Below are 17514 nucleotides of genomic sequence, written 5' to 3'. Positions count from 1 at the left end.
GCCCAACGCAGTACGAATCCACCATCATGGTCACCGCCGAGCAGATAGCCTGACCACCTCACATCAACCCTGTCCGTCGAGACGGGGCAAGCCCAATCCGGAAGGGTCTGGCTCGGTGATGTACCGATCCTCTCCCGTGGAACAGACCGACGACACGACCTGCGGGTCGATGACGGTCCTGATGGCGCGGGCGATGACAGACCCGCTGTACGTGCTCTACCTCACGACCGGTGACAGCGACGATCGGGCGGATGCGAGACCGGAACAGTTCCAGGCGCGGCTGACCGCCGAGGAACATCGCATCCACGCCGCGACCAACCGCTTCTGGCCGCAGCGGCTCGGCTCGACACCAGGCGGAGTGAGTAGCGAACTGAGCCGGCACGCCGACGCACTGGGAGGCCAGTACGAGCCGCGATTGAACACGGGGACCGGTGGTAAGTCGGCATTGGCGGACGCGGTCGAGGCCGCCGGTAGCGGCCAGCCGGTACCTGTACTGATCGGCGACTGGATCCCAAAGCACTACATCCTGCTGATCGGCACCGACGGTGCCGGCCTGCTTGTGTATGAACCCGGCTATGCGACCGTGGACCGAATCAACAAGCAGGCCTTCCTCAACGGCAAGATCGACATCGTCGGATTCCACCACGTCTACGCGGTCGTCACACCCTCACAGTTCCCCGGTGCGGCCTGACTCAGCCGGCGTTACCTGTCACGGAGGCGATCGCCAACAGGTGGCCGGTGCCGGATGAGGTCGACGATGGCTATCAGCAGGGCGAGGAGCATGAGCGCGGAGGCACTCAGGAGCGCGTCGGACACCGCCGTCGGATAGTCACGCGCAGAGCTCATGAGGACGCGGTAGAAGATTGTCGCCAGTACGGCGGTGCCGATCGCCGAGCCGATCCGCTGAGCTGTCTGCAAGGCGCCACCTGCCGCGCCGGCCATCCGTACGGGGACGTGTTGCAGGGACAGCGTGACGTTCGGTGAGGTGACCATGCCGCCGCCGAGTCCGGCAATCAGTAGGGGACCGGCCGCCGCCCACGCCGCGGCGTCGCCACCGACGTGCCGAAGCAGGAGCGCCGTGGCCACCAGCCCCGCAATGGTCGCGGTCAGACCTGCCACGGTCAGCAGACGGCCGACCCTTGACACCAAGCGGCCCGCGATCGCCGCGGAAACCGCGACCCCGATCGCGAACGGAGTCACTGCCAAGCCGGAGCGCAGCGGCGAGTAGCCGACGCCATCCTGGAAGTACAGTGCGAGCACGAGCCAGATGCCGGTGAAACCGACGAAGTAGACCAAGCCGATGACCGAGCCGGCGGCAAAGCCGGAGGTGTGCGCCAGCCGTGGGTCGAGCACTGGCTCCCGCTTTCGGTGAACGGTGTGGAGCTCCCACCGGGCGAACGCGGTGAGCAGCACGACAGCTGCGATGAGCAGCCACCAGTCCTGGCTCAAACCGTTGCTCTCGGCATCCACCGCCGGGAGCAGCAGGCACAGCACGCCTCCGCCGAGCAACAGCGACCCGATCAGATCAAGATGGGCGTCGCGGCGGCCACCTCCCGAACGCGCCGGAACCCATCGCGCGGCGAGGAACAGGGCGAGCAGACCGATCGGCACATTGACGTAGAACACCCAGCGCCAGGCATCCGGCCCGGCAATCAAGGTGAGGATCAGCCCGCCGACTACCGGACCGGTCGCTGTGGCCACTCCGACCGTGGCGCCGAGGATGCCGAACGCCTTGCCCCGTTCGGCTCCCTGGAACAGCTCCTGGATCAGGCCGGAGTTCTGCGGCAGTAGCATGCCGCCGGCGACGCCTTGCAGCAGCCGCGCGGCAATCAGCAGACCAATGGTTGGCGCCGCACCGGTGAGAGCGCTGGTCAGCACGAACGCTCCAAGCGCGATCAGGAACATCCGGCGCCGACCAAGTGCGTCGCCGAGTCTGCCGGCCGGTACGAGCGCCAGGCCGAAGCTCAGCGCGTACCCGGACACCACCCACTGCGCGGTTCCCGCCGACACGCCGAGCCCTCGTTCGATGGATGGCAGCGCCACGTTGACGATGCTGACGTCGAGCAATGCCATGAATGCTGCGAGCTGGCTGACTGCCAACGTCCGCCAGCGCATCGGATTGCCCGCTGCAGGGGAGCTCCCCATCGCGTCGCGGACGCGGTCCACGGCGCTCATCGGTCACTGGCCAGTTGATCGAGGACAGCGAAGACCGCGGCGATGTCACGCCGCTCGAATCCGAGCGTGCGGGCTACCGCCAGTACCTCGTCGGCGCTGATCGTGCTCGGCAACGGGACTCCCAGGCCCCGGCCAAGGTCGAGAGCCAGGTCGAGGTCCTTCCGCATCAGGCGGATCTCGAACCAGGCTTCGTCGGGCAACTGGAGCAGGAGCGGCACACGGGCCTTCAGCATCGGCGAGCCGATCGCGCTCTCGGTCATCACCTGAACCGCGAGTTTGCGGTCGATGCCGGACCTGTCGGCGAGCAGCAGCCCCTCGGAGAGCGCCAGAATCTGTACGGCGAGGCTGATGTTGATCGCGAGCTTGAGAGCCAATCCCTGGCCGTTCGCGCCGACGTGGGTCGGCTTGCCGAGCACCCGCAGGATCGGTTCGACCCGCGCGTACGACCTCTCGTCGCCACCGACCATGATCGTCAGCGTCCCGGACCGCACCTGTGGAACGCTGCCGGACACGGGCGCGTCGAGCAAGCGGGCGTCCTGTGCCTGGACCCGGTGCGCCAGAGCGGCGCTCGCGGCCGGGCTGACGGTGCTGAGGTCGACCCAGACTTTCCCCGGTGTCAGGCCGGCGAGAATGCCTTCCGGTCCAGAGGCGACCACGTCGAGCGCGCCGTCGTCGGGGAGGGAGCTCAGTACGACGTCCGCCGCGCCGGCCACGTCGCGCGGTGTGCTGTGCCACTCGAGACCACGGGCAATCAGCGGTTCGGCCCGCTCGCGGGTGCGGCTCATGCCGTGAAGGGAGTAGCCCGCGTCGAGCAGACGGTCGGCCATCGCACTACCCATGTGTCCGAGGCCGACAAATCCGATGGTGGGGAGCGCTGATGTCGCCATTTGGTCATCTCCGCTTGTAGCCGTCGTACCCGCTGATGCCGGGCCTGTCCAGCGTCGCGTCTGTGGCCTCCGACGGCATCGCGGTCAGCGGCAATGCTTCGTACCTGCTAGTGGGCGGTCCCCCTTCCGGTAAGCCTGTCCTCGGTCTGGTTGCCAGGACCCGGACAGTGCCAGCCAGGATGACGCCGTGCCACGGTGGCACGATGCTCAGGGGGACTCGACGACCGGAGGTGCGCGATGGCGCAGGGACTGACCACCAGGCGGCGTGAAGCGCGATCCCGGTGCGGGGGGCTGCCGATATGAGCCCGACATCGGTGTTCGTCACCACGTTCCTGGCCGCAGCCGTCGAGGTCATCGAGATGGTGATCATCGTGGTGGGCGTGGGCAGCGTGCGAGGATGGCGTTCCACCTGGCTCGGTGCCGGCGTCGGGCTGGTCGTGCTCGCGTTGCTGGTCACGGTCTTCGGTACGGCGCTGCGCGCCGTACCGCTCAACACCCTCCGGCTCGTGATCGGCTCACTGCTGGTGATCTTCGGCCTGCAGTGGTACCGCAAGGGGATACGCAGGGTGGCCGCCAGTGGCTTGCGTGGAATGGGTGGGCGGCCGGCCTCCGAGGAGGGTGTCGCCACCCGCGGCGTGGACTGGACCGCTTTCGTGCTTTCCTTCAAAGGCGTCCTGCTGGAGGGCCTGGAGATCGCCTTCATCGTGGTCAGTTTCGGCCTCACCGCACAGGCATTGAGCAGCGCCGCGCTCGGAGCGGCTGCGGCGTTCGTGGTCGTCGCCGGCGCTGGGCTGTTGGCACGACGACTGGTCCAGCGCATCCCACGCAGCGCACTGCAGTTGCTGGTGGGAACACTGCTCTCGAGCTTCGGGACGTTCTGGGCTGTGCAGAGTCTCGGGATCGCCTGGCCCTCCGATGACGCGGCGATCCTCGGCCTGGTCGCCTGGTACGGTCTCGCCGCCGCGGCGTACGTCGTACTGCTGCGCCGACGCCGGCTGGCAACCACGGAGGTGACCCCGTGAGTGCGCTCGCTCGTTGGCTCCGAGCCTTCGGCCGGTTCTGGTACGGCTTCATCATCGGCGACGACTGGACCGTCGCCGCGACCGTTGCGGCCACCTTGGTCGTCACGTGGCTCCTGCACCTGGTGGACGTCGGGGTCTGGTGGCTGACACCGCTGGCGGCCGTGGCAGTCACCGGCCTGAACCTTCGTCGAACTGGACGGTGACTAGGACCCGCAACGGTGCCGTGTGCCTGCTGGCTGGAAGGCAGAGTGGAGGCTGGCCGGGGCGATGGGTGCGCGTTCGGTAGGCGATGCTGAGCTTCGTAGCCTGCTGGACCGGAGGATGAGGATGAAGCGTGGGCGAGGTCGCGCGGACCGTCGGCGCCTGGTCGCCGTGCTGTTGCGCATCAGGATGCCGCTGGCCGCAGGGCTCGGTGTCGCTTGGCTCATCCTGCTCCTGATCGGTGGTCACCACCCCTCGCTTCGCATGGCGTCCGCCGCGCCGCTTGTCGCGATCATCGGCTACGCGGCCTTCGACGGTGCGAGGGCTGTACGGCGGGCGGTACGGAATCGGCGCCTCACAGCGATGTCGCAGCCGGCCGGTCCACCGATCGAGGAGATTGCCGCGGCGCTTCGGCAACTGCTCTGGGAGCATGACGAACTGCTCCGGTCGACGGACAGGGTGGCGCCTGCCGGGCGACTGCGGTGGCTCGAGAAGAGAATCGCCGACCGCGCGATTCAGGCAGCGCGGGCGATCGGCGTACCGCATCCGAACCGGCCACCGGTAGGCGCCTACGGCAGGTCGCAACTACGGGTGCTCTTGCACGACCTGGCATCCGCCGGGCTGGTCCTTCCCCACACCGTCAAACTGCTCGCGCCGGACAACCGGCACTGAGGTGTCGTCTCGCCGTGGTGCGCTGACAACTGCGGCTCGACGAGTGGTGAGGGGTGTCAGGAGCTGACCTGGACATCTACTGCGTGGACGGTGTTCGCGAGCTGTACGCGCGACTGGACGTCGAGCTTGGCGAAGACAGCGCGCAGGTGGGTGCCGACGGTGTTGACGGAGATGCCGAGGGCCGCGGCGGCTGACTTGTTGGTGTGGCCGGAGGCGATGAGCTGTGCGACGCGTCGCTCGGCGTCGGTCAGGGATTCCCAGCCGGTCGTCGGGCGCGCGGTCGCCCGATCCCATTTCGTACGCCGGGCGCCCGCGCGGCGCATAGCGGCCTGGATCCCGTCACTGCCGACTCGGTCGCCCATCCCGTCGTACACGTCCCAGGCCCGGTCGAGCTGGATCAGACCGGCTTCTCGATCGCCGCACCCGAGCAGGGCGTTGCCGTACGACGACGCGCCGACAGCCTGCAAAGCCGGTCGGGGGCTTGAGGCAAGCACTTCGGCAGAGTGAGCGATCAGCGCGAGGTCGTTCCCGGCCCGGCCTCGCAGATTGAGGGCGAGACCCTCGAAGCTGGTGACGCCGGGGTTGCGTTCGGCGCCGAGCTCGGCGAGGTCGACCGCCTCCCGGGCGAAGTTCTCGTCACCGGCCGCGGTCCCGATCTCGTAGAACACCGCGGTCCACCCGGGCCACCACGGCCAGAACGTGCGCGACTCCGCCGCCGTCGCGAGCAGCGGGCCGAGGATGGCCGTCGCACGGTCGAGGTCACCTTCGGTCGCGGCGAGCCAGCCCTTCATCAGTGGTACGGCGGGATCACGGAAATGCTCGTCCGTTACGGTCAGTCCGGCCGCCTCCGCAATCTGCCGGCTCGCCGCGTCGTACTCGCCCCGCGAGAGCAGGACTGCGCTGTGGATCATCATCGCCTCGAGCGCGTGGACGTTCGTACCGAGCTGTTGACCCAGCTCGATCAGTCCACGGGCGCCCGCATCGGCGTCGTCCAGCCGGCCGAGGTTGAAGTCCTGCCAGACCTGCGCGTAGGCCAGCGCGGGTAGTCCGGTTTCGATGGCCGACTCGGTGTCCCGGCGTGCCTGGTCGAGCAGGATCTGCGCGTGCTCGTAGCGGTCCAGGAGCTGCAGCGAGACGATCTCCTCGGCGAGGTACGACGTACCGAGCAGCGGCCGCAGGTCACGGAAATGCCGCAGACTCGCGTGGTGTCGGCCCTCGTTCTTGGCCGCCTCCCCAGAGGCTTGCAGCGCGAGCGTGATCGCTTCCGGATCGTCGACCGCACGAGCCGCTGCCAGCGCGGTCAGGGCACCCTCGGCAGCCTCCGCACCGGGAAGCATCCGGGTCCGAGCGAGAGCCTGCGCCGAGGTGAGTCGTGCCGCGATCGACGGTGTGAGCCCGGGCAGTCGCAGTACGCGGCCGCAGCGCTCGTCGAGCTCGACGACTCGGCCGCCCAGCCACAGGGCGCGGGCGGTGATGGTCTCGATCCGCCCGATCAGGTCGGCATCGTCGGCGCGGGCAAGCAGCTGATCGGCGACCTTGAGTGTCTCCGAGACACGCTGTGCCCGAGCCAGCACCGCCAGACTGCGTTGCCCGATGCCGAGCCATTGCTCGTGAACGGGCCGCAAGGTCTCGAAGGCGGTCATCGCCAGTTCGCCGGCGTCTTCCGGGCTGGTCGATGACAACAGCTCGGCGGCGGAGACGAGGATCTCGGCGCTGCCGAGGTCGCCCGGGATCGCGGCGGCCTTGACGTGCGATGCCGCAAGCACCGGTTGCCCTGTCGTCAGGAGGTAGTCCGCGATGCGTCGGTGAAGCTCGCGGGCCGTCCGGCCGGCGATCGTCGCATAGACGGTCTCGCGGATCAGATCGTGCTTGAACACCAACGACGCGTCTGTTTCCGCAAGGAGCCCACTCGTCACTGCAGCCGTGACCAGCAGGTCGAGCGCCGCTGATCTCAGGCGGGGTTGGAGGTTGGCGAGATCGGCGTACGGCACCGGGCGACCGGCAACCGCGAGCAGCTCGACGACCCGTCGTACCGGATCGTCGAGCTCGGCCAGCCGGCGACGGATCGCCGCCGTGAACTCAGCCGGTAGCTCGGCCTCCGGGGTCCTGCCGACTCCGTCGATGATCTGTACGGCGAGGAACGGGTTGCCGTTGGAGGCCGTCAGCAGGTTCACCGTGTGCCGGTTCGGCATCCGGCCGAGCCGGTCGTGCGCCATCGCCGCCAAGTCCGTGTCCGTGAGCGGCGGGAGCGCGAGGTGGCTGAAGCGGACGTGCTCAACTGTCGACAGTTGCTGTTCGAGCCTCCGGTCACGGCTGGTGAGGATCCAGAGCACGGGCAAGCCGACCAAGCGTGGGATCAGTGTCCGGAGCAGGAACAGGCTGACCCGGTCGGCCCAGTGGAAGTCGTCGATCGCGATCACGAGCGGGGCGGTCGCGGCGGCCTTCTCCAGGTGCGCGGCGATCCGGTCGGCCAGGATCAGCGGCTGGGAACGACCGAGCTCCTCGAAGTCGTCGGCCGAGATCAGCGGGTCGCGACCGGAGCGCAGCGCGGCGATGACCGGAGCGCCGGGGGAGACCTGCTCGATCTCGTCACACTTGGTCAGCGTGACCCGGAATCGCCGGCCCGCGGCTTGGCGGCAGATCTCGGTGAGCAGGGCAGTCTTGCCGATGCCGGCCGCTCCAGTGACGAGTACGACGCCGGACGACCCGGTCGCGCGGACATGTCGCACCGCACCGAGCGCTTGGCCCAGTGCTTCACTGCGTCCGCGCAGCGGCCGCGTCTCGACCATCGCCCTCCCACTTCAGCACCTGTCCCTGCCAGTAGACCTCATTCGGCGTCAGTTGCGGAGTTGCGCGATCTGGGCGCGGGCGGCGGCGACCAGTTCCTCGTTGGTGTTGGCGTGCCCGGCGAGACCCCAGCCGCCGTCGGGGGCCTCGGTGAGTAGCACCCAGGTCCGCTCTGTGAGGCTCGGGTCGCCGGCGGCGTCGGACACGATCTTGGTCAGCTCGGCGACCACCGCGAGCTGCTTGGCGCGGTCGAGCGCGCCGGAGTTGGTGAGCACCTGGACGCGGACGTAGGTGTTGTCTCCGTCGACGTTCGAGAGACTGTCCGCGTCCAGTTCATGGACGAACGCGGCGGTGTTCTGCCGGAACATCGGGATGTTCGGGACCTCCTCGATCGTCATCAGTTTGGTCGCGAGGTCGACCGCGAGCTGATGCTTGTCGCCGAACGTTCCGGCGGCCGCGTAGACGTCGATCATCGGCATGTCTGTAACTCCTTCGGGTCGTTCCGTCGCCCGAGCCAAGCATTCCTGCCCGGCCCCGGACCATCACCCGAATGCGTGAGAGGAAACCTCATCTGTTTGCGCGATGCCCTGGTACGGCGAACTCGCGTTGCATGACGGCTGCGCGACACGAAGGAGGCGGAAGATGACCGTTCATGTGATCGTCCTTCCGGGCGGTGGGTACGCCGCACACGCACCGCACGAGGCCGAGCCGATCGCCGAGTGGCTCGCCGATCTCGGCCTGGAGTCCAGCGTCTTCCGCTATCCGCTCGAGGTGCGCCACCCGGCGCCGCTCGAAGCCCTACGCGCCGAGATCCGGCGCCGACGACTGGCCGGAGCGGATGGGATCGGGCTGGTTGGCTTCTCAGCCGGCGGTCATCTGGCCGGACTGGCTGCGCTGGCGCCGGGTGGTGATCCGGCCGAGTCGGTCGACTTCGCCGTACTCGGCTATCCGATCACCTCGATGGAAACCGAGACGTACCGGCCGGCTCGGCTCATCCTGCTCGGAGAGGACGCCTCGCCGGAGTTGCGCCGCGAGACGTCGCTGGACGCGCTGGTCGACGGCTCAGCGCCGCCGTTCTTCCTCTGGCACACCGCGGAGGACATCTGGGTAGCGCCCGAGCACACCTACCGCTTCGCGGCTGCCTTGGCGCGGCACGACGTACCGCACACCGTGCATGTGTTCGCGCACGGGCCGCACAGCCTCGGCCTGGCCGAAGGCGCTCAGGATGCGTCGATCTGGCCGACGCTGGCGGCGACGTGGATCACTGAGCAGATTCGGTCAGGAAGGCGTTGACGTCCGCGGCGAACTCGATGTGGTGCTGGAAGAGGAACCCCGATCCCGGCCTGGCGGCTGGTGTCCGAGTTGGCGAAGAAGACGCCCAGCACCCCGGCAGGGTTGGGTGGCGGCTGGCCGACGGCGCCGATGACGTCCGGCGCCCAGCCGTGCATGCCGGCGGCACCCTGCAGTGCCCGGTGTGGTCCCGCTGGACGCGCCAACGCCGGTGTTGTCGAAGGTGACGACTCGCCGACCGGCGGCGAGCGCGTCGATCAGGGCGGGGTCCCAGTTGTCCAGGTTCCGCGGAAGTGCTGCAGCAGTACCAGCGGTACCGGGCCGTCGCCGGTGTCGCGGTATGCGTACTCGATCTCGTTGTTCGCCGTGATCCGCTTGGTTGGGGTGTCGACGTAGGTGACTGTCATGCGGTCCACCTAGGGGCGCTGGGTGTCGGCGGCGTACGTCAGCGTGTACGGGTTTCCCCAAGTGGGGTATTTGGCGAACATTTTCGCCACGATCTCTGGGGCGGACTCGCTTCCCGCGACGACGTCGTCGAAATCGCGGATGTACCGGCGGGACTCGTCCAGGATCCGGGCCGCGTCGTCATCAGGAGTGCCGGGATCCTTGTGGCCGGCGATCACCGACTGTGGGTGCAGTTCCTCGATGGCGTCAAGCGAATCGATCCACGCGGCGCGCGTCTTCGGGTCGGATCCGGCCAGCCACATGTGCACCCGGTTGTAGGCGACATCGCCGGCCACGACCGCGGCCAGCTCGGGCACGTGGACGACGCTCGACATCTCGACGTCGCTCCGTCCGAGCAGCACGCACTCGATCACCTGCCCTTCGAGCTCCAGCCGATCACCCGACATCGCAACGGGCAGCCTTGGATGCGCGGAGAGCTGTCCGGGGAAGTACGAGTTCCATAACGCCAGCAGTTTCTCGTCGGTCTGCCCCGCCACGGCCGGCGCGATCTCGGCAAGCGTCACCAGCTGAGCCTCGGGAAATGCCGTGAGTACCGGCTCGAGGCCGAAGACGTGGTCGGCGTGGCCGTGGGTGACGTACGCGGCGACCAACCGCCTGCCGGTCCCGCGAATCCACGCCAGCACTTGCTCGCCCTCGGCCAGCGTCATCAATCCATCGACCAGGACCGCATCGTGATCGCCCTCGATCAAGGTCACGGTGCTGGCCGGCCACGTCGGCTGCTCGCTCGGATCCCAGCTCTTCGAGGCATCGTTGAACGGCTTGTACGGACTCAGAAACACCCGCAACCCAAGCATCCGTTCTCCTCCCTCACCACTCACCGGAAGCATGACCAGCCCACCCCACCTCCACCATCACCCGAACACGTGATGCCGGCCGGGCCGCCTGACTACCTCCTGGATGGTTGACCGTAGTTGTGATCTGTAGATCGTCGACAACGTAGGTCGACCCACCCGGCCCTCGCATCGGGAGTTTCCGTAGTCCACGACCTGACAGCGGCGGCTACGGATTCCGGTGATTCGCGGGCGCAGCGTCTCGGCGAGCTCGCCGAAGCCCTCCAGTGCGACGGCTGAGCTGCCGACGGGCGATGCGCTCGCGCTGCCGGCGATTCGCGATAGCCATACGGATGTAGCATCGCTAGATATTCTAGCATCGCTATTGACGAGAGCACTGCTATTGGTTAGCGTTGCTAGCGCTAGCAGTGCTAACCCCCATGAGGAGACCGACATGACCACACCAGAACACCAGCTCGCCGACCTCTACCTCGAGATGCTCAACACCCATATGCCGGACCTGGTGGACCGATTCGTCGCCGAGGACTACATCAACCACAACGACTTCGTCGCCGACGGACGCGAGGCCAATCGCCAGTTCTGGACCGCGTTCTTCACCGGCCTGCCCGACGTGAGCGTCACGATGGAAGACCTGATCATCTCCGGTGACCGCGTCGTGGGCCGCTTCATCTACCGCGGCACCCACACCGGGGATTTCCTGGGCATCCCCGGTGGCGGCAAACCCGTCGAGATGCGCAGCATCGACATCTGGCGCGTCCAGAACGGCATGTTCGTCGAGCACTGGGACGAACTGAACCTGATGCAGATGTTCCAGCAGATCGGCGCCCTACCGCCGCTCGGCGCCGCGGCCCAGGCATGACACTGGTCTCGCAACTCGCCGCGCTCTTGGCGATCGTCAGTACGGGGATTGTCTACGGCACCGATGCCTTCTGCGCGCTCGTTCAACGATCCGCACTCGCGCGAGTCGATGACACCACCCTCACCGCGATCATGGGCAACGTGCACCGATTCGGCGACCGGCGAATGCCCGCTCCCGGAATCCTCGGCATCATCGCCGCCGCCACCGCATCCGTGCTCGCCGCGGCGGCCGGCCACCCCGCCGGATCAGCGGCCGCGGGAACAGCATTTCTGCTGCTGGTGGTCTGGGTGTTGCTCTACCTGCGCATCAGCGCACCCATCAACCGCAGACTCACCGCGGCCGCCGAAGCCCACGAAACTCCCGCCAACGCTCGCACCCTGCAACGGGACTGGGACCGCATCATCGTCCCCAGAGCCGTCCTGCAGGGCCTGGCCGTCCTCGCCCTGGGCGTAAGCCTCATCAGCTGACCCGGCACTCCGCTTACGTCAGCAATATCCTCAACGTCGAGGAACTGCTGCTCGACCCGACCGCCGCGTCGCCGCTGCCCTGACTACCTAGAACCCAGCAATCGCACTCGGGAAACCCCGGCGCCGCTGGCCAACTGAGCAGCGCGCTGCGCCACGTCGGCTTCGGCGTCGCCGACGAGAACGGTGACCCGACCCAGCTCGCCCCTGTCCGTCCACGCGTCGTACGACGGTCCGAGCCGCCCGCAAAGCGCCGGCACGCAAGCCCACAGAGCGCAGGACACCAAGACTCCGATCTTCGGGCACATCGAGGTGGCCGAGAACCGGATCTGGCTCCTGAAGTCGGGCGTGCCGTTCTTCGCCGGCGACCTTCCGGAAGCTGAGCAGGCGCTGATGTGGGCCACGGCGATGCCGCCGATTCCGGACCTGTTCGACCAGAAGGTCGACGGCACCGCGTGGCGGACGAAGCCGAGCTGGGCCATCGTCGGCGCGAACGACCAGACCGTACAGCCTCAGCTCGAGCGCGACTCAGCCAAGCGGATGGGGGCCAAGACCTTCGAGCTGGACTCCAGCCACGTCCCGATGCTGTCGCAGCCGAAGGCCGCCATCGACATCATCCGCGAGGCTGCGGAGTCGCTGTAGGTCGCTGGTCGCGGGTCCGGCTGTCAACTGAGCGAGGCAATCGCCGGACCCGCCGTCGGCCGCAGGTCGATGCCTGCGACCAGGCTCACTCGGCCGGTAGGCGGAGTAGAGCGCGAGGTGTGCCTCTGCGGCCGCGTCCCAGGTGTAGCCGGCCGCGACCGCGCGCCCGAGATCCTTTCGGCTGAGGTCTCCTCGGGCCGCGCGAATCGCTGTTGCGAGTGACTCGGGACCGGTCGCGTACGTCGCCGCATCGCCGAAGATCTCGCGGAACACCGGCAGGTCGGAGACGACGACCGGGATGCCGGCGGCGAGTGCCTCCATCGGGGCGAGGCCGAAACCCTCTTTGACAGAAGGGAAAGCGAAGACCTCGGCGCCCGCCACCAGACTCGGCAGTTGGGCGTCGTCGACCGGCCCGAGAACGAGTGGTGCGAGGTCGAGTTCCGCGGCACGGGCTTCCCACTTGGCGCGGTAGGAGCGGTAGTCGAACAGGGTCTCGCCACCGGCGATCACCAACGGCATCCCGTCGAGGCGCGCGGCCGCCTCGAGCAGGTCGAGCGAGCCCTTCCGGGGTTCGATCCCACCGACCGTGAGGACGTAGCGTCCGAGCCGGGAGCGCCACCTGTCCCGTGCCGCTGCGGCGATCGGCTCCTCCCCGGCCGCTGCCGCGAAGCGGGCGGCGTCCACCCCGTTCGGGATGACCGTTGCCGTGAGCCCCCAATCGGCCCGCAGTTCGGCGGCGACAGCGGTGGACACGCAGACATGCGCGTACGGCTCGACGATCGCGCGCTCGTGGCAGGCCGCCAGTGCCGGCGTGCTGAACTGGTCGAGGTGATGCACCGTCCGGATGCACCGGCCGGCCGCGTTGGCGCTGATGCAGTCCTGCGCGTGCACGACGTCGTACTGCGATCCGTCGAAGGCCTCCCGCAGTACGGCGATCGACCGCAGTATCCGTGCTCCGACCTCCTCGCCCGGACGATCGGGAAACGGCACGAGGCAGACCTGCACCCGTGGATCGACCGGGCGGAAGAAGCCCTCGTCACCACCGCGGGCGAGCGACCACACGGACACGTCGGCGCCGGCCGCTGCCAGAGCCTCGGCCAGGTACAGCGTGTGTACGACGCCACCGCGCGGCTTGGTCGAGTAGGTGAGCAGCGCGACTCGCATCAGTAGACCCCTGGACGGCGCTCGTCGAGGTGGTGCAGGACCCGGCGGGCGATCTCGATCTCGGCGCGGACGTCGAGGTCGGCGATCGCGATCCCGGCCTTGGACCACGTCCGCGCGACGATGTCACCACCGGGGCCGACCACCTTGGACTGGCCGAGGAATCGGAGGCCGCCGATCGAGCCGGTCAGGTTCGACGAGACCAGCACGACCTGGTTCTCGGCGGCGCGGGACCGGTCGTAGAGGTCGAACAGCCGGGACTGGCGGTCCTCGTTCATCCGTGGCGCCCGGTTGGTAATGCTGGTCGGCCAGGCGCACAGGCAGGCGATAACCTCGGCGTCGTCCACCGCGAGCGCCCGGGCCGCCTCCGGGAAGGTCTTGTCGTAGTCGATCATCATCCCGAGCCTGCCGACCGGGGTGTCGAACGCGGCGAACCCGTTGCCCGCGGCATAGATCGCGCGTTCGGCCGGCGGCTGGTGCACCTTGCGATGCTTACCGAGGACGCCGTCGCCGGTGACGCACAGCGCGGTGTTGTACCGCCGTCCGCCGTCGGCCTCGCAGAAGCCGAAGCAGACCACCATCTCACCGGCCATCGCGATCACCTTGGAGATCAGGGGATCGTCGAGCGCGAGCGCGGGTGGAAGGTCGTCGAGTGTGGGGCTGCTCAGGTCGTCGAGGTACCCACCCAGCGCCGCGTCGGGCAGCACGAGCAGCTGGACCTCCTCGCGACGGCCGTGGCGGATCAGGGCCTCCACCCGGGACAGGTCGAAGTCCAGATCCCGGGTGAAGCCTGCCGCGACCGCGCCGATCTTCAGACCCATGCCAGTTCGTACGTCTCCGGCCGCCGGTCCCGCAGGTGGCCCATCGACCGCCGGGCCAGCTCGAGCGCTAGCTCGACGTCGAGCTCGGCGATCGCCATCCCTTCGGTCACCCCGGTGTCGGCGAGGATCTCGCCACCAGGGTCGACGACCTTGGCGCTCGCCACGAACCGCAGCGAGCCGAACGTGCCGGACTGATTGGCGGACAGCCAGACCACCTGGTTCTCGAGGGCACGGGCCTGGTCGAACAGGTCGAACCGCCGCTTCCACCGATCCTTGGCCAGGTCCGGATCCGGGTTCGTCCTGGCACCCGGCCAGGCCGACGAGCAGACGATGATCTCGGCACCGTCGAGGGCCAGGGTCCGCGCGGCCTCCGGGAACGCCTTGTCGTAGCAGATCATCAGGCCGAGCCGGCCGACCGGCGTCTCGAAGGCCTCGAACCGATCGCCGGCCGCGAAGTGTTCGTCCTCGTGCAACGGCTGATGGACCTTGCGGTGATGCCCCAGTACGCCGTCACCGGTGACACAGACCGCGCTGTTGTAGATCAGTCCGCCGTCGGCTTCGGCGTACCCGGCGGTGACGACGAGATCGCCGGCAAGCCTCGCGAGACGGGCGATCTCGGGGCCGTCGACGTCGAACGCCGGCGGCGGTTCCGCCGTACCGTCGAGACTGAGCAGGTAGCCGCCCAGCGTTCCTTCGGGAAGGGCGAGCAGCTTGACGCCGGCCGCGCGGGCCTGCCCGATCAAAGCCGCGACGCGAGCGAAGTCGCCCTCCAGGTCGCGATCGAAGTTCGCGGCCACTGCCGCCATCCTGAGCGTCATGCCGCTCCCATCCCGGTGACCGCACCGGTTAGCGCGGCGGTGACCTCACCATCCGGCCAGCGCAGCGCGACGCCTTGCCCAGTGGTCAGTTCGCCGCACACCGCGCTCACGGCTGGATCGGCGTGCAGCTCCTGCGGACCAGTGCTGAGCATCGCGAAGCCGGGGAAGCAGGTCAGCCAGTCGCCCACCGATGCCGCGGCCGGCCTCGGTACGTCGGCAACGTCCAGCACCGCCGCGCACCCAGAGGCTTCGGCAAGCATCCCGAGCGTGCCGACGACTCCCGCCATCGACACATCCTTGGCTGCCGCTGGTCGGGCCTGGCCCACAACGGTGAGCATTGCGCGCAGTTCGTCCGGTCGCCGGTGGCTGGTCGAGTCCCACTGCCGACCCGTGTAGCCCGGCCGCCAGTTCCCGCCGACGTCTGCGGTCAGTCGCACCTGTTGTCCCGGTTGCCCACCACCTCCCGGCACCGGCTGCACCGCTCGCCCGAGTGCTGTCACACTCAACGCCGCCGGCACGCCCAACTGCGTGTGCCCGCCAAGGATCGGTACGCCGTACGCCGCCGCTGCTCGTCTCAGCCCGCTGAGCACCCGGCCAGCGGAGGACGCATCCCGAGCGCCGAGTGAGTCGAGCAGTCCGACCGGTACGGCGCCCATCGCGGCCAGATCGTTGACGTTCACGAGCACCGAACACCAGCCCGCCCACTCCGGATCCCGCTCGACCATCGCCGGCAGGATCGCGTCACAGGCAGCCACCAAGTCGCTCCCGGGGACCGGCGCGCCGTCATCACCGACGAATCCGGCCGGTCCGATCCCTTGCAGCAAAAGGCCCAGCTCGCTCTTGGTTGCCTCGGCCAACTGTGCGATGCGGCCGATCGGCCACCGCATCAACATGTGCGGGGCCGCGGCAACAGTCACCGGCCTGACGGTCTCCCAACCCAGTCGCTGGAAGAACCGGTAGGTGGAGGCCTGCACCGTCGCGTCGAAACGTAGGGCACCTGCGGCCTCGGCCCGGGCAGTGGCGGCCCGCACCAGAGCGGCGCCCACACCCGACCTTCTCGTCGCGACCAAGCGACCGCCTTGCCACCAGCCGATGTCGGGCCCGTCCGTTGCCGGACCGAGGCGGACCCCGCCGATCACTGTCCCATCAGCCGTCCGGGCGACCAGTACCTCGGTGCGCGGATCAGCATCCCGTTCGTCGAGGTCCGTCCGGTCGAACAACGCTTGCTCCTCGACGAACGCCACATGCCGCAGCCGGTGATAGGCCCGTCGGGCCGCAGCATCCGCCGCCTCGATCAGAAAGGCCGGCGGCGGATCCCCGAGCAACGCCCGGACGTCGGCCGCCCGCATCACGCCGGCCGTCTGCACCACCGTCGTACTCATGAGCCGGCCGCCGACAACAGGCTGCAGGCACCACACGCGGCACATCCGGCTCCCTGGTCCGCACCCCGCATGCCGGCCTCGGCCAGCAGGGCCGCGACCCGGGCCGTCACATCTCGGACCACGGCCGGATCCGGCGCCGTCACCCCATCGGCGCGCGCCAGCGTGCCGAGCATCGGCCGCAGCGGTACGACGAACGGGTACACACCCCGGTCGATCAAGCGGCCGGCCCCGGCGACGAGCTCGTCCGGGTCCTCCCCGAGACCGATCAGCAGGTACGTCGACACCCGGTTGCGACCGAACACCCGGACGGCCTCGTCCCACGCCGTCTCGTACTCGGCCAGACTCACCGTCGACTTCCCCGGCATCCACTTCCGTCGTACGGCGTCGTCGAGCGACTCGATGTGGATGCCGATCGAGATCGCACCGGCTTCCCGGAGATCCGTCAGCACGGACAGGTCGCCCGGTGGCTCGATCTGGACCTGGATCGGCAGCCCCGGGACCGCGGTCAGGACCGCTGCCACCGAGCGGACCAGGTTGCGGGCACCCCGATCCCGGCCGGTCGTCGTCCCTGTCGTCATCACCATCTGAGTGACACCGTCCAACCGGACGGCGGCCTCGGCGACCTCCGCCAGCTGGGCCGGAGTCTTGGCCGCGATGGTGGCGCCGGCCCGCAACGACTCCTCGATCGAACAGAACCGGCACCGCGTCGACTCGTCGTACCGGATGCAGGTCTGAACGACAGTCGTGGCGAGGACGTCCTTGCCGTGCAGCAGGGCGATCTGACGGTACGGGACGCCGTCGGCCGTGGTCAGGTCGTAGAAGCGCGGCCGGCGGACCGGCTCGACCGACAGCCCCAGGTTCAGGCCGTTGCGGAAGACCGTGCCGTCCTTCACCTGATAGGGGCTGTCAGCAACGATGGGGAGAGTCGCGTTGGCACCGTCGACGACCAGATGTCCGTCGTCGCTGGGCCCGGCCCCCTTGCTGCGTCGGACGGGTGCGTCCACCTGGACGCCGTACACGGCCATCTCAGCCCTGACCGCCAAGGCTTCTTCGGTGCCAACGCTCATCGCCAACCCC

At 68.6% G+C, this 17514-nt stretch carries 19 protein-coding genes; 8 read left to right on the top strand and 11 right to left on the bottom strand.

All coding sequences use genetic code 11. The features are described 5' to 3' along the window. The first annotated feature begins 136 nt into the window (after positions 1-136). Positions 137-691: a hypothetical protein gene (locus tag AB0E63_RS42030; RefSeq protein WP_360379164.1), complete on the top strand. Its 555-nt coding sequence runs from the start codon at positions 137-139 to the stop codon at positions 689-691. A gap of 11 nt (positions 692-702) precedes the next feature. On the opposite strand, the gene AB0E63_RS42025 is transcribed toward AB0E63_RS42030, so the two are convergent. Both AB0E63_RS42025 and AB0E63_RS42020 read right to left on the bottom strand, forming a co-directional pair. After that, complete coding sequence (locus tag AB0E63_RS42025) at positions 703-2175, bottom strand: MFS transporter (RefSeq protein ID WP_360379161.1); 1473 nt, start codon at positions 2173-2175, stop codon at positions 703-705. After that, the gene (locus AB0E63_RS42020; RefSeq protein WP_360379159.1) at positions 2172-3062 is read right to left on the bottom strand and encodes an NAD(P)-dependent oxidoreductase; all 891 of its coding nucleotides are present in this window, start codon (positions 3060-3062) and stop codon (positions 2172-2174) included. Before AB0E63_RS42020 ends, AB0E63_RS42025 begins: the two co-directional genes overlap by 4 nt. A gap of 299 nt (positions 3063-3361) precedes the next feature. Between AB0E63_RS42020 and AB0E63_RS42015 the strand changes: the two genes are divergently transcribed. The 3 genes from AB0E63_RS42015 to AB0E63_RS42005 all read left to right on the top strand — a co-directional run bounded on the left by AB0E63_RS42015 (position 3362) and on the right by AB0E63_RS42005 (position 4957). Then, complete coding sequence (locus tag AB0E63_RS42015; RefSeq protein WP_360379156.1) at positions 3362-4084, top strand: hypothetical protein; 723 nt, start codon at positions 3362-3364, stop codon at positions 4082-4084. Beyond that, complete coding sequence (locus AB0E63_RS42010) at positions 4081-4287, top strand: hypothetical protein (RefSeq protein ID WP_360379154.1); 207 nt, start codon at positions 4081-4083, stop codon at positions 4285-4287. Before AB0E63_RS42015 ends, AB0E63_RS42010 begins: the two co-directional genes overlap by 4 nt. A 124-nt stretch (positions 4288-4411) precedes the next feature. Then, complete coding sequence (locus AB0E63_RS42005; RefSeq protein WP_360379151.1) at positions 4412-4957, top strand: hypothetical protein; 546 nt, start codon at positions 4412-4414, stop codon at positions 4955-4957. A gap of 56 nt (positions 4958-5013) precedes the next feature. On the opposite strand, the gene AB0E63_RS42000 is transcribed toward AB0E63_RS42005, so the two are convergent. After that, positions 5014-7746: an AAA family ATPase gene (locus tag AB0E63_RS42000; protein WP_360379148.1), complete on the bottom strand. Its 2733-nt coding sequence runs from the start codon at positions 7744-7746 to the stop codon at positions 5014-5016. A gap of 48 nt (positions 7747-7794) precedes the next feature. Then, on the bottom strand, positions 7795-8223 hold the full coding sequence (locus tag AB0E63_RS41995) for a hypothetical protein (protein WP_360379145.1): 429 nt from the start codon (positions 8221-8223) through the stop codon (positions 7795-7797). 163 nt (positions 8224-8386) lie between these two features. Between AB0E63_RS41995 and AB0E63_RS41990 the strand changes: the two genes are divergently transcribed. Continuing rightward, entirely contained in the window at positions 8387-9037 is a 651-nt protein-coding gene (locus AB0E63_RS41990; protein ID WP_360379143.1) for an alpha/beta hydrolase, read from the top strand. A 254-nt stretch (positions 9038-9291) separates the two neighbouring features. On the opposite strand, the gene AB0E63_RS41985 is transcribed toward AB0E63_RS41990, so the two are convergent. Beyond that, positions 9292-9441, bottom strand: coding sequence for a hypothetical protein (locus tag AB0E63_RS41985; protein ID WP_360379140.1), 150 nt, complete (start codon positions 9439-9441; stop codon positions 9292-9294). 9 nt (positions 9442-9450) lie between these two features. Continuing rightward, on the bottom strand, positions 9451-10293 hold the full coding sequence (locus tag AB0E63_RS41980; protein ID WP_360379139.1) for an MBL fold metallo-hydrolase: 843 nt from the start codon (positions 10291-10293) through the stop codon (positions 9451-9453). 430 nt (positions 10294-10723) lie between these two features. Here AB0E63_RS41980 and AB0E63_RS41975 point away from each other — a divergent pair, with 430 nt between their 5' ends. The 3 genes from AB0E63_RS41975 (at position 10724) to AB0E63_RS41965 (ending at position 12255) form a co-directional block, all read left to right on the top strand. After that, on the top strand, positions 10724-11149 hold the full coding sequence (locus AB0E63_RS41975) for an ester cyclase (RefSeq protein ID WP_360379137.1): 426 nt from the start codon (positions 10724-10726) through the stop codon (positions 11147-11149). Beyond that, complete coding sequence (locus AB0E63_RS41970; protein WP_360379134.1) at positions 11146-11616, top strand: hypothetical protein; 471 nt, start codon at positions 11146-11148, stop codon at positions 11614-11616. Before AB0E63_RS41975 ends, AB0E63_RS41970 begins: the two co-directional genes overlap by 4 nt. Positions 11617-11799: 183 nt before the next feature. Next, complete coding sequence (locus AB0E63_RS41965; RefSeq protein WP_360379131.1) at positions 11800-12255, top strand: alpha/beta fold hydrolase; 456 nt, start codon at positions 11800-11802, stop codon at positions 12253-12255. Here the strand turns inward: AB0E63_RS41965 and AB0E63_RS41960 are convergent. The 5 genes from AB0E63_RS41960 to AB0E63_RS41940 are packed head-to-tail and all read right to left on the bottom strand — an operon-like array spanning position 12142 to position 17504. Further along, complete coding sequence (locus AB0E63_RS41960) at positions 12142-13419, bottom strand: MSMEG_0565 family glycosyltransferase (RefSeq protein ID WP_360379129.1); 1278 nt, start codon at positions 13417-13419, stop codon at positions 12142-12144. The genes AB0E63_RS41965 and AB0E63_RS41960 overlap by 114 nt on opposite strands. Continuing rightward, entirely contained in the window at positions 13419-14237 is an 819-nt protein-coding gene (locus AB0E63_RS41955; protein WP_360379126.1) for a carbon-nitrogen hydrolase family protein, read from the bottom strand. Before AB0E63_RS41955 ends, AB0E63_RS41960 begins: the two co-directional genes overlap by 1 nt. Continuing rightward, positions 14228-15055: a carbon-nitrogen hydrolase family protein gene (locus AB0E63_RS41950; RefSeq protein ID WP_360379122.1), complete on the bottom strand. Its 828-nt coding sequence runs from the start codon at positions 15053-15055 to the stop codon at positions 14228-14230. Before AB0E63_RS41950 ends, AB0E63_RS41955 begins: the two co-directional genes overlap by 10 nt. Further along, positions 15052-16437 carry an MSMEG_0567/sll0787 family protein gene (locus AB0E63_RS41945; protein WP_360379120.1) on the bottom strand — a complete coding sequence of 462 codons (1386 nt, stop codon included), beginning with the start codon at positions 16435-16437 and terminating at the stop codon, positions 15052-15054. The genes AB0E63_RS41950 and AB0E63_RS41945 overlap by 4 nt, the downstream gene beginning before the upstream one ends. Further along, on the bottom strand, positions 16434-17504 hold the full coding sequence (locus AB0E63_RS41940; RefSeq protein ID WP_360379118.1) for an MSMEG_0568 family radical SAM protein: 1071 nt from the start codon (positions 17502-17504) through the stop codon (positions 16434-16436). The genes AB0E63_RS41945 and AB0E63_RS41940 overlap by 4 nt, the downstream gene beginning before the upstream one ends. Positions 17505-17514: the final 10 nt, after the last annotated feature.

Source organism: Kribbella sp. NPDC026596 (assembly GCF_040638415.1).
In the GTDB taxonomy this organism is placed as follows: domain Bacteria; phylum Actinomycetota; class Actinomycetes; order Propionibacteriales; family Kribbellaceae; genus Kribbella.
This window is presented reverse-complemented; position numbering and strand designations above follow the sequence as displayed.

What these genes read in the sequence shown, in the direction of transcription:
- AB0E63_RS41950 (WP_360379122.1), bottom strand. Translation starts at nt 15,055, where the DNA reads ATGACGCTCAGGATGGCGGCAGTGGCCGCGAACTTCGATCGCGACCTG.
- AB0E63_RS41960 (WP_360379129.1), bottom strand. Translation starts at nt 13,419, where the DNA reads ATGCGAGTCGCGCTGCTCACCTACTCGACCAAGCCGCGCGGTGGCGTC.
- AB0E63_RS41955 (WP_360379126.1), bottom strand. Translation starts at nt 14,237, where the DNA reads ATGGGTCTGAAGATCGGCGCGGTCGCGGCAGGCTTCACCCGGGATCTG.
- AB0E63_RS41975 (WP_360379137.1), top strand. Translation starts at nt 10,724, where the DNA reads ATGACCACACCAGAACACCAGCTCGCCGACCTCTACCTCGAGATGCTC.
- AB0E63_RS42025 (WP_360379161.1), bottom strand. Translation starts at nt 2,175, where the DNA reads ATGAGCGCCGTGGACCGCGTCCGCGACGCGATGGGGAGCTCCCCTGCA.
- AB0E63_RS42000 (WP_360379148.1), bottom strand. Translation starts at nt 7,746, where the DNA reads ATGGTCGAGACGCGGCCGCTGCGCGGACGCAGTGAAGCACTGGGCCAA.
- AB0E63_RS42015 (WP_360379156.1), top strand. Translation starts at nt 3,362, where the DNA reads ATGAGCCCGACATCGGTGTTCGTCACCACGTTCCTGGCCGCAGCCGTC.
- AB0E63_RS41980 (WP_360379139.1), bottom strand. Translation starts at nt 10,293, where the DNA reads ATGCTTGGGTTGCGGGTGTTTCTGAGTCCGTACAAGCCGTTCAACGAT.
- AB0E63_RS41945 (WP_360379120.1), bottom strand. Translation starts at nt 16,437, where the DNA reads ATGAGTACGACGGTGGTGCAGACGGCCGGCGTGATGCGGGCGGCCGAC.
- AB0E63_RS41985 (WP_360379140.1), bottom strand. Translation starts at nt 9,441, where the DNA reads ATGACAGTCACCTACGTCGACACCCCAACCAAGCGGATCACGGCGAAC.
- AB0E63_RS41970 (WP_360379134.1), top strand. Translation starts at nt 11,146, where the DNA reads ATGACACTGGTCTCGCAACTCGCCGCGCTCTTGGCGATCGTCAGTACG.
- AB0E63_RS41940 (WP_360379118.1), bottom strand. Translation starts at nt 17,504, where the DNA reads ATGAGCGTTGGCACCGAAGAAGCCTTGGCGGTCAGGGCTGAGATGGCC.
- AB0E63_RS41995 (WP_360379145.1), bottom strand. Translation starts at nt 8,223, where the DNA reads ATGCCGATGATCGACGTCTACGCGGCCGCCGGAACGTTCGGCGACAAG.
- AB0E63_RS41990 (WP_360379143.1), top strand. Translation starts at nt 8,387, where the DNA reads ATGACCGTTCATGTGATCGTCCTTCCGGGCGGTGGGTACGCCGCACAC.
- AB0E63_RS42005 (WP_360379151.1), top strand. Translation starts at nt 4,412, where the DNA reads ATGAAGCGTGGGCGAGGTCGCGCGGACCGTCGGCGCCTGGTCGCCGTG.
- AB0E63_RS42020 (WP_360379159.1), bottom strand. Translation starts at nt 3,062, where the DNA reads ATGGCGACATCAGCGCTCCCCACCATCGGATTTGTCGGCCTCGGACAC.